12 protein-coding genes are annotated in these 13,940 nt (G+C 43.5%); 4 read left to right on the top strand and 8 right to left on the bottom strand.

The features are described 5' to 3' along the window. Positions 1-53 precede the first annotated feature (53 nt). From I579_RS10565 to I579_RS10545, 5 genes are all read right to left on the bottom strand, one after another. Entirely contained in the window at positions 54-284 is a 231-nt protein-coding gene (locus tag I579_RS10565; protein ID WP_010753396.1) for a YkuJ family protein, read from the bottom strand. Positions 285-381: 97 nt separating this feature from the next. Further along, positions 382-1,242 (bottom strand): NAD(P)-dependent oxidoreductase, encoded by an 861-nt coding sequence (locus I579_RS10560; protein WP_010753395.1) that lies wholly within the window; start codon positions 1,240-1,242, stop codon positions 382-384. A 93-nt stretch (positions 1,243-1,335) separates the two neighbouring features. After that, positions 1,336-2,577 carry a glycosyltransferase family 4 protein gene (locus tag I579_RS10555; RefSeq protein WP_010753394.1) on the bottom strand — a complete coding sequence of 414 codons (1,242 nt, stop codon included), beginning with the start codon at positions 2,575-2,577 and terminating at the stop codon, positions 1,336-1,338. 180 nt (positions 2,578-2,757) lie between these two features. Beyond that, entirely contained in the window at positions 2,758-4,488 is a 1,731-nt protein-coding gene (ptsP, locus tag I579_RS10550) for a phosphoenolpyruvate--protein phosphotransferase (protein WP_010753393.1), read from the bottom strand. A gap of 1 nt (position 4,489) precedes the next feature. After that, the gene (locus I579_RS10545; RefSeq protein ID WP_010753392.1) at positions 4,490-4,756 is read right to left on the bottom strand and encodes a phosphocarrier protein HPr; all 267 of its coding nucleotides are present in this window, start codon (positions 4,754-4,756) and stop codon (positions 4,490-4,492) included. Positions 4,757-5,160: 404 nt separating this feature from the next. Between I579_RS10545 and I579_RS10540 the strand changes: the two genes are divergently transcribed. Both I579_RS10540 and I579_RS10535 read left to right on the top strand, forming a co-directional pair. Beyond that, positions 5,161-7,413, top strand: coding sequence for an ATP-dependent Clp protease ATP-binding subunit (locus I579_RS10540; protein WP_034810337.1), 2,253 nt, complete (start codon positions 5,161-5,163; stop codon positions 7,411-7,413). Between the two features lie 162 nt (positions 7,414-7,575). Beyond that, complete coding sequence (locus I579_RS10535; RefSeq protein WP_010753390.1) at positions 7,576-7,890, top strand: DUF1827 family protein; 315 nt, start codon at positions 7,576-7,578, stop codon at positions 7,888-7,890. Between the two features lie 60 nt (positions 7,891-7,950). On the opposite strand, the gene I579_RS10530 is transcribed toward I579_RS10535, so the two are convergent. The 3 genes from I579_RS10530 to I579_RS10520 all read right to left on the bottom strand — a co-directional run bounded on the left by I579_RS10530 (position 7,951) and on the right by I579_RS10520 (position 11,336). Continuing rightward, positions 7,951-9,411 carry a helix-turn-helix domain-containing protein gene (locus tag I579_RS10530; RefSeq protein ID WP_010753389.1) on the bottom strand — a complete coding sequence of 487 codons (1,461 nt, stop codon included), beginning with the start codon at positions 9,409-9,411 and terminating at the stop codon, positions 7,951-7,953. A 514-nt stretch (positions 9,412-9,925) separates the two neighbouring features. Further along, a complete protein-coding gene (locus I579_RS10525) occupies positions 9,926-10,510 on the bottom strand; it encodes a polymer-forming cytoskeletal protein (RefSeq protein WP_010753388.1) in 585 nt (194 codons plus the stop codon). 97 nt (positions 10,511-10,607) lie between these two features. Then, entirely contained in the window at positions 10,608-11,336 is a 729-nt protein-coding gene (locus I579_RS10520; RefSeq protein ID WP_010753387.1) for a DUF554 domain-containing protein, read from the bottom strand. A 129-nt stretch (positions 11,337-11,465) separates the two neighbouring features. Here I579_RS10520 and I579_RS10515 point away from each other — a divergent pair, with 129 nt between their 5' ends. Then, positions 11,466-12,347, top strand: a complete 882-nt coding sequence (locus I579_RS10515) for a LysR family transcriptional regulator (RefSeq protein ID WP_010753386.1) — start codon at positions 11,466-11,468, stop codon at positions 12,345-12,347. A 101-nt stretch (positions 12,348-12,448) separates the two neighbouring features. After that, positions 12,449-13,921, top strand: a complete 1,473-nt coding sequence (locus I579_RS10510) for a UbiD family decarboxylase (protein WP_010753385.1) — start codon at positions 12,449-12,451, stop codon at positions 13,919-13,921. Positions 13,922-13,940 lie beyond the last annotated feature (19 nt).

The following is a 13,940-nucleotide window of genomic DNA, read 5'->3' as shown; positions in this document are numbered from 1 at the left end:
CCTTACGTTCAGCTGTTGCGCTTTTTGTGTCAAACCTTCATGACGGGCCGTTGCTATTGAATCAGATCATAAATCTCCATTGCAACGATATCAATATTGTCGAATTGGTAACTTTGTTGTGAATCGGATTCTGTCAATTCGAATGTTTCGGTAGCCTTGTCATAGGTAACCAAGCATTTTTCTACGCCTTCTTTTTCAAACCGGCGAACTTGGATCTCGTTGTCAGTCGCTTCAGTCATTGCTTCCAAACGTTTGATGATGGCGACTAGCTGTGAACTTTTCATAAACGAAAGCCTCCCTTTCTTTATCCTGTATCATTGTATCAGAAGCCCGTTAGACATGCATCGATTTTCGCAAAAAAATCAAACTTTTTTTGCCCTTTTATGACCACCAAAGCTTGATTAAGGCTTGGGTGCCATCATCTTGGAAGCCTTTGTCCGCCAATTTCTCGTAAAGGTCTTTCGCCAGCGTGGTCGCCGGCAAGTCAAGCCCCACTTTCGCCGCTTCATCCAAGGCAATTTTTAAATCTTTGATAAAGTGTTTGACAAAGAAGCCTGGGCTGTAATCTTCTTTTAAAATCCGGGGGCCATAGTTTTCCATGGACCAGTTGCTGGCACTGCCCCCAGCAAGGGTCTCGATAACCTTAGGCTGATTAAGCCCTGCCGCACGACTGTAAACCAACATCTCCGTCATACCGGTCATCGTGCCGGCAATCATGATTTGATTGGCCATTTTCGTATGTTGCCCCTTACCCGGTCCGCCGTGTAAGGCATAGCTTTTCCCCATGATTTCAAAAAGCGGCAAAACCCGGTTGAATGTGGCATCATCCCCACCTACCATAATGGTCAAAGTGGCATTTTTCGCTCCTAAATCCCCACCGGAAACCGGAGCATCCAAACTGCTGGCGCCTTTTTCACTGGCCGTTTTTGCAATTTTTTCAGCCAAACTAGGGGTACTGGTGGTCAAATCCACTAAGACCTTGCCGCTGATCTCACTTTGGAAAATCCCCACCGGTCCGTAATATACTTCTTCCACATCGCTGGGATACCCCACCATGGTAAAGATGATTTCACTGGCTGCTGCCACTTGTGCCGGGGTATCGTGCCAAGTCGCACCTTCAGCTACCAAGTCTGCCGTTTTCGCTTTCGTCCGATTGTACACGTGAAGTTCATGACCTGCCTTTTGCAAGTGCCCCACAATGGCATGTCCCATGACGCCTGTTCCGATAAAACCAATTTTCATGTCCATCCTCCTCAATTTCCACAATCAAAAAAATCACACCTTTAGTATACGCAAAAAGTGTGATTTTTGTCTGTCTTTAACTACTAAAATAAGTCAGCTTTTGCGCACGACCTTTTTCAAGGCTGGCGCTAATTTTACTTTGACTTTTTTCATGGATTTTTTAGGCTCTTTCACAAGACTTTTCTCGTGATGATAAGCAAGCATATCATTGTAAAAAGCCAACATGGACTCGCCAAAGTGATCTGCGGAAATCGTGTACATCTTCTCTTCTAAGACTTGCGGATTTCCTTTAATGCCACTGTTGACATAGTCCACGAAACTTTGGGCAAAGTCATCATCTGTGGCAAAAGTCACCCCTAAAGACTCATCGTCTAATAGATTGTTCAAATAATCATTGCCTTCCACCACTAGCTGCGTCCCCGCTGTCATGGCTTCCGTATAGGTCAGGCCTTGGGTTTCCGAAGTAGAGGCACTGACGAAATAATCCGCCGCTTGGTAATAAATCGCTACTTCATCATTCGGCACTTCACCGGTAAAGGTTACTTGTTCCTCTAAACCTAAATCCGCCACTAATTCTTCCAAATCTTCCTTATAAGGACCTTTCCCTACGACTAAAAGCCGCGCATCAGGAAAAGTTACTAAAATGTCTTTGAACCCTTGAATAATTGCTTGAATATTTTTTTCATAAGAAATTCGACTCAATGACAATAACAACATCTGATCCGGACGAATCCCCAGAGATAGCCGCAGCTCATCACACATTTCCTGCGTAATATCGGGACGTTTAAATTTCTCAATCTCAATCCCCGTGGGAATAATCCGCATGGGACTCTCCACTCCGTAAGATCGTAACGTGTCGATTACCCGCTCACTTGGACAAACTACCCCAGTAGTGTGATTGGTAAACAAACGGGAATAATACTTCACATGAGAGGGGCGTAACACCTTGCCCTTGGCGATATAGTGAAGATAATCTTCATACATGGTGTGGTACGTATGGATCACGGGAATCCCTAATTTCTTCCCTACCATCTTGCCCAACAATCCTGAGCCAAACTCAGTATGGGTATGAATCAAATCTAATTCCAATTCCTTAGCAATCAAATAGGCATACCACATGCCTCGCACCACAATGCGGCGATCGGTAAAAGAAATCAAAGGTACACTAGGCATCCGAATGATGTCTTCTTCCAAGCCGGTGGCATTGGGATCGCTGGTCGTAAAGATGTAAACTTTATGACCTCTTTTTTCTAACTGTTCTTTTAATGTCCGGATCGACGTGGAAACCCCACTGACCTGAGGGAAATACGTGTCCGTAAAAAAACCGATTTTCAACGTGTAAACCTCCAAACCTTTTCACCATTTCCGTCACTTAACACTCGTAAGCATTAACTACTACCTGATTATAACATATCAAATTCTCCCGTCCTCCTGCTAAAGACCGATTTTCCTTTCAGCCAGATAACAAAAAAAGACGACAGAGAAAATTCTCTGTCGCCTGGATTTCGTATTTGCTTATTTTTCCAAGTATTCTTGGACTAAAGCTTGTACTTCTTCCATAGTGTCGCAATCTTGCAACGCACGGTCTGCCAATTCTTTCATGGCAGCCGTATTCAATTTCTTCATTAAGCTACGAGTTTTCAGGACAGATGTGGCACTCATAGAGAACTCATCTAAGCCCATCCCAACTAGTAATGGTACAGCAGTTTGATCCCCGGCCATTTCGCCACACATACCAGCCCATTTGCCTTCTTTATGCGCAGAATCAATAACATTCTTGATTACACGCAAGATGGAAGGATTGTATGGTTGATACAAGTAAGAAACTTGTTCATTCATACGGTCAGCTGCCATAGTGTATTGAATCAAGTCGTTGGTTCCAATACTGAAGAAGTCAACTTCTTTTGCAAATTTATCTGCAAGAACAGCTGCAGCTGGAATTTCGATCATAATCCCTACTTGGATCGAATCGGAAACGCTAACGCCTTCTGCAATTAATTTTGCCCGTTCTTCTTCATAGAGTTTCTTCGCAGCCCGGAATTCTTTCAAAGTAGCTACCATTGGGAACATGATGCGCAAATTGCCGTAAACAGAAGCCCGTAACAAAGCACGCAATTGTGTGCGGAACATGTCGTCTCCTAGTTGTGACAAGCTAATGCGCAATGCCCGGTAACCCAAGAAAGGATTCATTTCATGAGGCAATTGCAAATAAGGAAGTTCTTTATCCCCACCGATATCCATTGTCCGTACGACAACCGGTTTGCCATCCATGCCTTCTAAAACGGCTTTGTATGCTTCAAACTGGTCTTCTTCGGTTGGAAAATCAGGAGAATCCATGTATAAGAACTCGGTACGGTACAAGCCGACTGCTTCGGCGCCGTTATTGTGAACCCCTTCTAAATCTTTTGGAGTCCCAATGTTGGCAGCTAGTTCAAAGTGAACACCGTCTGCTGTTTCCGTTTTTGCTTCTTTTAGTTTTTCCCATTCCGCTTTTTGCGCTGCGTAAGCCGCTGCTGCTTCTTGGAATTCGGCCGCTTGGTCATCGGTCGGGTTGATGATGACATCCCCTTCGATACCGTTAACTGCCAAAATGTCCCCTGCATTTACTTTAGCCGTGATTTCTTTTGTCCCAACGATTGCTGGAATTTCAAGAGACCGGGCCATGATAGCAGAGTGAGAAGTCCGCCCACCGATATCGGTAACAAAGGCTTTGACGTACGTACGATCTAATTGAGCTGTATCACTTGGTGTTAAGTCATGAGCCACAACTACCACTTCTTCATTAATCATAGAAGGATTTGGTAGCGTTACGCCAATCAAATGCGCCAAGATTCGTTTTGCAACGTCCCGGATATCCGCAGCCCGTTCTTGCATATAGGCGTTGTCATCCATTGCTTCAAACATACCGATGTACATATCGGTAACTTCTTTCAAGGCCGATTCAGCATTGACCTTGTTATCCGTAATATTTTGCTTGATTTGACCAATCATTTCTGGGTCGCTTAAAACCATTAAATGAGCGTCAAAAACTTGCGCTTCTGCTTCGCCGAGGCTTTTCGCTGCTTTTTCACGAATTAGAGTCAGCTCATTGGAAGACTGCGCCAAAGCATCGTCAAGACGTTTTTCTTCGGCAGCAGTGTCTTCCACTGATTCTTTTTTGAAAGATAAGTCCGGTTGAACTAGCAGGTAAGCTTTTGCAACAGCAATGCCGTCACTTGCGGCAATCCCTTTTAGCTTTTCAACCATATTATTCAGACAATCCTTCCTTTTTCATTGTTTCTACGATTGCTTCAATCGCTTCTTTTTCGTCAGCACCTTCAGTAGTGATGGTAACGTCTGAACCTTGACCTACACCAAGAGACATAACGCCCATGATTGATTTCAAGTTAACAGATTTTCCTTTGTACTCTAAGTTAATGTCAGAGCTGAATTTGCTAGCAGTTTGTACTAACAAGGTAGCTGGACGTGCGTGAATCCCTGTTTCTGCTACTACGTGAAAGTCTTTCTTTTCCATATTGATCGGTCTCCTTTATAGAACAAAGTTTTTTGGTAGGGGCGCTCATCTCGGCACAAAGCGAGAAACCACCCTCTCAAGTTCTAAGGTTACCATTTTTTCTTGAAATCTACAACCGTTTTCTCTTTTTTTAAGCCTACTCTAGCAAGCTAGAGCATGGAAAGGACGGGTTTTTCTTTCCCGATTGCCCCCTAGTTCAAAATGAGGCAATTGAGAAAACACAAAAGTTGCATGAAATAAAATATGGAGTATAATAAAGTCGTTGGTCAGTAATGGTCAAAAGATAACTAACCACGTAAAACAAGGTTTTTCTTTTTACCAAAAAGAAGAACCGGGTTACAATTAAAGAAACAAGCACTGCCAGTCTGATGTCCAGATTGGTTCATAAGAAAGGTTGTGAAACAATGCTTTGTCAAAATTGCGGAAAGAATGAGGCTACGATTCATTTATATGCAAATGTAAATGGCCAGCGTAAACAACTGGACTATTGTCAAAGTTGTTATCAACAATTGAAACGAGGAGGTCAATCTTCTATGATGGCACAAGATCCTTTTGGTTTCGGCTCCCTGGATGATCTGTTTCGACAAATCTCCCGTCAGTCGCAACAAGGACAAAATCCAAACAACCAAACACCCCCAACTCAATTTGGCGGCAATAACTTTAACGGAGGTCAACCTCCTCACCAAGGCGGTCAAGGAGAAGGTTTATTGGGCGAATACGGGATTAACCTAACGCAAATCGCCCGGGACGGTGGTATTGATCCGGTAGTTGGCCGTGATCAAGAAATTCAACGAGTCATCGAAATTCTCAACCGCCGCACGAAAAATAATCCCGTCTTAATCGGCGAACCCGGTGTTGGGAAAACGGCCGTAGTAGAAGGCCTTGCCCAAAAGATCGTGGACGGAGACGTTCCCCAAAAACTAATCGACAAAGAAGTCATTCGGTTAGATGTGGCTTCCCTAGTTTCCGGCACAGGTATCCGAGGACAGTTTGAAGAACGAATTCAAAAATTGATTGAAGAAATCAAACAAGCGGAAAATGTCATCCTCTTTATCGATGAAGTACACGAAATCGTCGGTGCTGGTGCGGCTGGAGATGGCAATATGGACGCCGGTAATATCTTAAAACCCGCATTAGCCCGGGGTGAATTGCAAATGGTGGGTGCTACTACCTTAAACGAATACCGGATCATCGAAAAAGATGCGGCATTGGAACGCCGGATGCAACCCGTGCGCGTGGACGAACCTACCGTGGCAGAAACTATTACCATCTTAAAAGGTTTGCAACCTCGCTACGAAGACTATCATCATGTAAAATACACGGATGAAGCCATTGAAGCGGCGGCAAACTTATCCAACCGCTACATCCAAGATCGTTTCTTACCAGATAAAGCCATTGACTTATTGGATGAAACTGGTTCGAAGAAAAACTTAACCATTCAATTTGTCGATCCGAAAACTATTGATAAGAAATTAAAAGAAGCCGAAGAACAAAAACAAAAAGCTTCTACTGAAGAAGATTTCGAAAAAGCAGCTTACTATCGAGATCAAATCAACAAACTCACTGCCATGAAATCACAACAAATCAGTGAAGAACAAACCCCTGTCATCACAGAAAAAGACATGGAACAAATCGTGGAACAAAAAACTGGCATTCCAGTTGGCGAATTGAAGCAAAAAGAACAAACACAACTGAAAAATCTTGCCACTGATTTGAAGCAACACGTTATCGGGCAAGACGAAGCCGTGGACAAAGTCGCCAAAGCCATCCGGCGAAACCGCGTAGGCCTCGGCAAACAAAATCGCCCAATCGGCTCCTTCCTCTTTGTAGGTCCTACTGGGGTCGGAAAAACCGAGCTGGCAAAACAACTGGCTTATGAACTCTTTGGCTCAGAAGACTCCATGATTCGTTTTGATATGTCCGAATACATGGAAAAACACAGTGTGTCCAAACTCATCGGTTCCCCTCCTGGTTATGTAGGTTATGAAGAAGCCGGTCAATTAACAGAAAAAGTTCGCCGGAATCCTTACAGCTTGATTTTGCTAGACGAAGTCGAAAAGGCACATCCAGATGTTCTGCACATGTTCTTACAAATTCTAGATGATGGTCGCTTGACGGACGCTCAAGGTCGTACAGTCAGCTTCAAAGACACCTTGATCATCATGACCTCCAATGCCGGCACCGGCAATGTGGAAGCCAATGTAGGTTTTGCCGCAACTCGTGAAGGCATCACCCGCTCCGTCTTAGGTCAATTGAATAACTTCTTCACGCCTGAGTTCTTAAACCGTTTTGACGGGATCATCGAATTCAAGACTTTGTCCAAAGAAAATCTCTTGACCATTGTGGAATTGATGCTTGCGGATGTAAACAAGATGTTAGCACCGCAGCACTTACACATCCACGTCACCAAAGCCGTGGAAGAAAAACTGGTGGACTTGGGATATGATCCTTCTATGGGTGCTCGGCCATTGCGTCGGACCATCCAAGATCAAATCGAAGACGGCATTGCCGAATTTTATCTGGATCACCCAGCAGTTAAAGAGTTGGAAGCTGTCTTGCGAGAAGACAAGATTGTTATCCGTCAAAAGGAAACCACTGCTGAACCGACAGCTGATGCAAATACCACAGAACCAGAAGAAACTAGCGACAAAGAATAACTCGACCAGACCACTTATGAAAAAACATAAGTGGTCTTTTCTTTCGTCAAAAATACCAGCCGCCAGAACAGGAATCTGACATTCCCAGGTGAAATCACTTCCCAAAATTACAATAAATCTCTATAATAAATAATAAGAACGAAACATTTGGGGTGAATCGATATGAAATTAATTAATGTAACCAACAGCCATTCAAGACTCGTGCGAAACCAGCTTGAAAATACCGATGCGGAAATGGTCAAGGTGTATACCGCTGGCAATACCACGGTGATTTTCACAGCTGCGCCTACCCATGACGAGATTGTCATCGTCAATAAAAAACGCAATCTATTAGACAAAGAGATTCAAGAAATTCAAGCGTTCTTCTTCAAAAAAATGACTACGAAACCAGCACCTGAATTCGTCACTATTATTCGGGAAAATGGCTTGGTCGAAATTTCCATTCAAAAACCCATGTCCAACGTTTCTGCAAGCTAACAAAATAATCAAAAAAACTCATTAGGCAGCCTGACAATTCAGGTTTCCTAATGAGTTTTTTTACATTACTTCGACTAGTGCTGTGCTAATGCGGTTGCTTTTTTCTTTATAGAGTTGGAATAAGTAGTTTTCCATGGCATCAAATGAAGCGACCCCTTCCACTACCCAATAAGCTTTGACATTTGCCGGTAAGAGTTCCGTGCTGCAAGTGATCACCGCATCAAAAGTTTCTTCACTGGCGGTATTCATCAGAGAAAACTCCACAAAAGGCAGTGAATCAATCCGATTGATCATGGCGTAAAGCAGAAAATGGTTGGGAAAACCGACGATGCCGACTTTTAGTTTTTCTGCTGTGGTGCCACTGTGATAAGCATTAAGACAAGTGATGGTCAAGACATTTACCAACTCTACCTCATCTGTGGCAATCCCAGCCAGGGCTTGATTCACCTGCTCAAAGAACTGATTGAACTCTGGATCGTGCCCCTTCAAGCGCTCCATGATAAAGTCTAAATTGCGCGGTACTTTGCTGCCTAGTAAGTGCCACCGGGCGAAAATCGTTTGTAAATTCAATAAGAATAATTCTTGTTGGGCTTTATTGGTGATTGCAAGCTTTTCTTGGATGCGACTGGCAACCAATTGCGCTTGTTCTTTTGATTTTGTCAGCGTTCGGTATTGCCGTTTCACGATGGTCAAACGTGGATCATCGTAGGCAAAATACTGGGGCCAATAGAAAATCATATAATTGATAAAGTTTGCTTCTCGTTCCCGATACGTTTCCGGCACGCCTTCTGCTTCTAGCGCTTCTTTAAACTGATAATTTGTCCCCGGGTAATTCAAACGATTAATCTGGGGTTCATCCACATAGTATTCTTGTCGAGTACGCAAGAAGCTCAGGCCGTGGTACATACTGAATTCCCGTTTTTCCACGTATTTTAAATACACCAAGTCCTCCGGCGCCATAAAGGAATCCAACGACCGCCCCCAGACCTCATCGAAATACTCATACAAACGCGTACCAAAATCTACACTCCAAAAGAAATTAAAGTACATCAAGCGAATAAAGGACTCTCGACCGGTTATTTCCATTTGAAGGCAATTGAGACGAATGTCTTTAGTCTTCAAATATTCCACTAAAGGTTTCAAGCGGCGCATTAAGGAAGATTGGCTCAATCCCGTCTGCTCCCCAAAATCCCGTAAGTCTTGCTCAGGATAAAGTAAAGAGGCCAAAAGTACGCGATAGGGCACCCCGTTTGCAAAGAGGAATTGTTGGTACTGTTGATGGCTAGGCATTTGTTTGGCCACGACCACCTTGTCTTTGGCATTTAGCAGAGCTGTGGTCGGTTCGATCTCTTTTAGTTCTTTATTGATGCCTTGTAACAAATTCGCCGTCTTGATATGAGAATACCCCGTAACCTTCTCAAAATAATGGATTGGGTATTCACCGGGATCGATTTCCAAGATATGTTTGTAAATTTTGGATTTCGCTTTAGCAGGTTCATCTAAGAGGATTTCTTCTAGCATGCATAGCTCCCTTTCTCATATTTTTTTATTATGATAGCACATTATTGAAAAAATAAAATAAAAAAAATGCTAAAAATTCATCTTGCATCTATTGGTCTAGTCTGATACTCCCTGGGGAAATACTTTTAAAAAGCAACAGGCTTTACGCTTGCTTTTCGCAGGGGCAAAGGGACCTATTGGGCTTCATCAGACTGGCTTTAGCAAAGGACACCAATCGAATTTCATAACAGAGAAAATATCATGATCAGAATTTTTTTAGCTAGTTGTATACGTAATCTTAGCTCAAAATTCATAAAAAATCACTACCTTTCTTGTCATTTTTACGAAATTCAGGTCCCATTGTCTGCTAAAAAAAGACTGCTCATCTCTGATAAAAATCGTTTTTTCCATTTTTTTCTGAGATTTTTTAAGAAAAGCACTTTATTTAAAAGGCTCTCTTATGGGCCACAAAAAAGCGCTAGGAAAAAAATCTTCCTAGCGCTTTTTAAATGGTCACCATCGTTTTTCGTCAAAATTACTCGCTAACGGTAACTTCGCCTTCAACTTTGGCATCATTTTCTTCTAATTTAGCGGAATCTTTGTACTCTTGTTTTTCAAAAGTAACATTACCGGTCACTTTAGCGCCATCTAGGACAAAGTTGTTTGCTTTGACTAAGATGTTACCGTCAACAGTACCATGAACAATGTTAAAGCCTTCTGATTCAACGATTAATTGAGGAACCTTGATGGTATATTCTGCCGTTACATTGCGATCTTCATCTTGAGAGTACAAAGCAAATTTACGGTAGATATCCTGTGTGTCGTCCCCTTTGTTGTGGAATTCACCGGCAACCGTCACATCTTTGTCAAAAGTGATATCGCTAGTTGCGGCCACAATCCAGTTACCATCTGCACTTAATGCTTTTTCTAAGACAGCTGGGTCGCTGCTAACAGATGCGGTAGAAAGCACGTCTGCTGATGAGCTAGCGGCTGTTTCGGAAGTTGCTGGAGCACTGCTGCTAGATGCGGAACTATCTGAACTATTGTCACTGCTACATGCGCCTAAAGTCACTGCCAACAAGGCAACTGCGGATAGACTGAGAATTTTTTTTGAAATCATAATCAAACTCCTCTTCGTGATTAATAATGTTCTTACAAATTTCATCATACCACTCAATGAAAAGAAATGAAAATAATCGGCTTTCTCTCATACTCGTTTACAACAAGGGCAATATCCAGTTCACCCAGGCCCAACTAATGGGCATGACTAGGAGCATGGAAGGAATCATGTCCGCTGTAGGAAACATCTTCACTTTAATCATCCGAAAACCGGTGGCTAGCATCAAGACGCCCCCACAGGATTTAAAGTCCAAAATCATGTCTGGTGTAGTTAAAGGAAAAATGAATTTTGCCATTAAAAAAAGCGCAAAGAAAATCACGAACTGGGGCAAAGCAATCACGGAGACCACAAAGCCTAAGTTACAGGCAAAAATCGCCGCCGTAAAGAAATCCAAAATTGATTTGGCAATCAAGACCGAGCTATCTCCGGTCATCCCCGAATCCAAGCTACCGTAGATGCCGGAGCCGCTAGCACAAAATAAGACAATTACCGTCACCAAGGTGTTGACGAAGTCTTCTTGACTTAAAGTCAATTTTTCATTGGGAATTAATTTGGCAATGGGACGTTGCATCAACATAGCACCTCGATTAATCTTTTCCCCTAAATGGAAAACCAAGCCCAGGCCAGTTCCTAGAACCACTGAGAAAATCACAGCAGGCATATACTTCATCGGAGCAATAGCATAAATTCCCATGGTCATGGAGCAAGCTCCGAAAACCATATTAATCTCCTGTTTAAACTTTTCGGAAATTCGTTCTCCCACAAAGCCTCCGATTATCCCGCCAAAAAAGACGGAAAACACATTAATTAAAATTCCAACTGGCACAAAATTCGCTCTCCTTTTCTATTTCTGTGAGAAAACTCACCAAAACCATTGTATAAGTAGCGTTTTTTTTCAGCAATTCAAATTTGGTGATACAATATTCTAGAATGGAATAGATTAGAAGGAGGGCCTATGGATATTCATAAATTAGAAATTTTTCTTGATTTGACTCAAACATTGAGCTACACCCAAACTGCGGTCCGCCAATTCACTACGCAAAGTAACATTTCAAAACAAATTCTTGCTTTGGAAAAGGAGTTGGAAGTCCCCTTATTTGACCGAACTCATCGGAAAATTACTTTGACACAAGCCGGGGAAATCTTGCTCCCCCATGCCCGGAGCATCATCGCCCAATACCATCATTTGCAAAATGAGCTGGCCGAAAAACGCAACCAAGAAGAGCTGACCTTAAGCATTTTGACGATTCCCACCATGGCCAACTATCGCGGTTTTTCTTTAATCACTCATTTTTTAAAGGAACATCCAGAGGTCAACTTGCAACTAAGGGAAGGAGAAGGCAACGAGCTACTGCCTTTTTTGGAGAATTCCCCTAGTCATGTAATCTTCGCCCGCACCTTTGATACTGAAAATCGTGACTACGACCTGTTTGTAACCGAAGAAGATCGCTTTGTAGCCGTAGTGGCGAAAACCCATCCTTTGGCAAACAAGCCAAAAATCCAGTTAGCCGACTTACAAAACGAAAAATTCGTCTTATTGGAAAAAGAGACCCTTTTACACCAACCGACCCTGGCTTTGTGCCAAAAAGCGGGCTTCACGCCTCAGGTCCTCTTTCAGAGCGCTCGTATTGATTTATTACTTAATATGGTAGCAAATGAATTAGGCGTGAGTATTTTAATGGAAAAAACAATCGAAAAAAACTGGTTAGACTCCGTGGCCGTTTTGCCCATCACCCCTACCGAAGTCAGTCTGCTAGGCTTTATGCGGCAAAAAAACCAACACTCTACCGCCAGTCGCCTTTTTTGGCAGTATTTACATGAAGTCGCTAAAAAGTGACGAAGTATTCCACAACGGAATAAATAGTAATTGATTATGAATTGTTCTGGCCTCCTCTTCCTCCTATGATAAAAGCAACGAAACTAAAGGAGGAAGTATTCATGTCACAACCGTATGATTTACGCAAAGTACTAGAAGAATTAAAAGAACTTCCGGGGCAATACCATGAAACAGATATTGAAATCGATCCCCAAGCCGAACTCTCAGGAGTCTATCGCTACATCGGTGCTGGAGGTACTGTCAAACGCCCGACCCAAGAAGGTCCCGCTATGACCTTTAACACTATTAAAGGCTTCCCAGGAACCCGGGTTTCTATCGGCACCATGGCCAGTCGCAAACGAGTAGGGAAAATTTTGCATCACGACTACCGCACATTAGGCAAACTCTTGCAACAATCCGTGGAACATCCAGTAAAACCTGTGGAAGTCACCCAAGCAGAAGCGCCTGTACAAGAAGTCATTCACTTGGCGAGCGAGGCTGATTTTGATATTCGCAAACTGCTTCCAGCACCTACGAATACGGAAGAAGACGCCGGCCCTTACATCACCATGGGGGTGGTCTTAGGCTCTGATCCGGAGAAAAACATGAGTGACGTGACCATTCACCGGATGGTTTTGGAAGACAAAGATACCATTGGCATGTACATCATGCCCGGGGGCCGGCATATCGGGCATTTTCACAAACAATTTGAAGCCTTAAATAAACCCATGCCGATTACGATAAATATCGGTTTGGATCCGGCGATTGCCATTGGGACAACCTTTGAGCCCCCAACCACCCCATTAGGGTACAATGAACTGTGGGTTGCCGGCGCCTTGCGCCAAGAACCGGTGCAACTGGTTCCCGGTGTCGCAGTGGATGAATTGGCCATTGCCCGGGCAGAATTTGTCATTGAAGCCGAAATTCTCCCTCATGAAACCATGCAAGAAGATATCAACACCCATACTGGTAAAGCCATGCCGGAATTTCCCGGTTATACGGGAGATGCCAATCCCGCGGTCAACGTGGTTAAAGTCAAAGCCGTGACTCACCGCTTCGATCGTCCGATTATGCAAACCACCATTGGGCCTAGTGAAGAACACGTCTCCATGGCCGGTATTCCTACCGAAGCAAGCATTCTCGGCTTGGTGGACAAAGCCATCCCTGGAAAAGTGCTCAATGTCTACAATCCGCCAGCTGGAGGCGGCAAGCTTATGACCATTATGCAAATTCATAAAGAAACGGAAGCCGACGAAGGAATTCAGCGACAAGCGGCGATTCTCGCCCTCTCCGCCTTTAAAGAATTAAAAACCGTGATTTTGGTAGACGAAGACGTGGATATTTTCGATATGAACGACGTTATGTGGACTTTGAACACCCGCTTCCAAGGAGACAAAGACGTAATCGTCCTTCCCGGGATGCGCAATCATCCCCTAGACCCCTCGGAATTACCGGCGTACAATCCCGGCGTCATTCGCTATCGGGGCATGAGCGCCAAAACGATTTTAGACGGCACCGTTCCATTTGATATGAAAGAACATTTTGTCCGAGCACAATTCAAAGAAGTCTCGGACTGGCAAAAATACCTCGACTAATCGAGGAGTAAAGTGAGGA

Source organism: Enterococcus asini ATCC 700915 (assembly GCF_000407365.1).
Classification (GTDB): Bacteria; Bacillota; Bacilli; order Lactobacillales; family Enterococcaceae; genus Enterococcus_C; species Enterococcus_C asini.
Note: the sequence above shows the minus strand (reverse complement) of the source record. Positions and strands in the feature narration are given on the sequence as shown.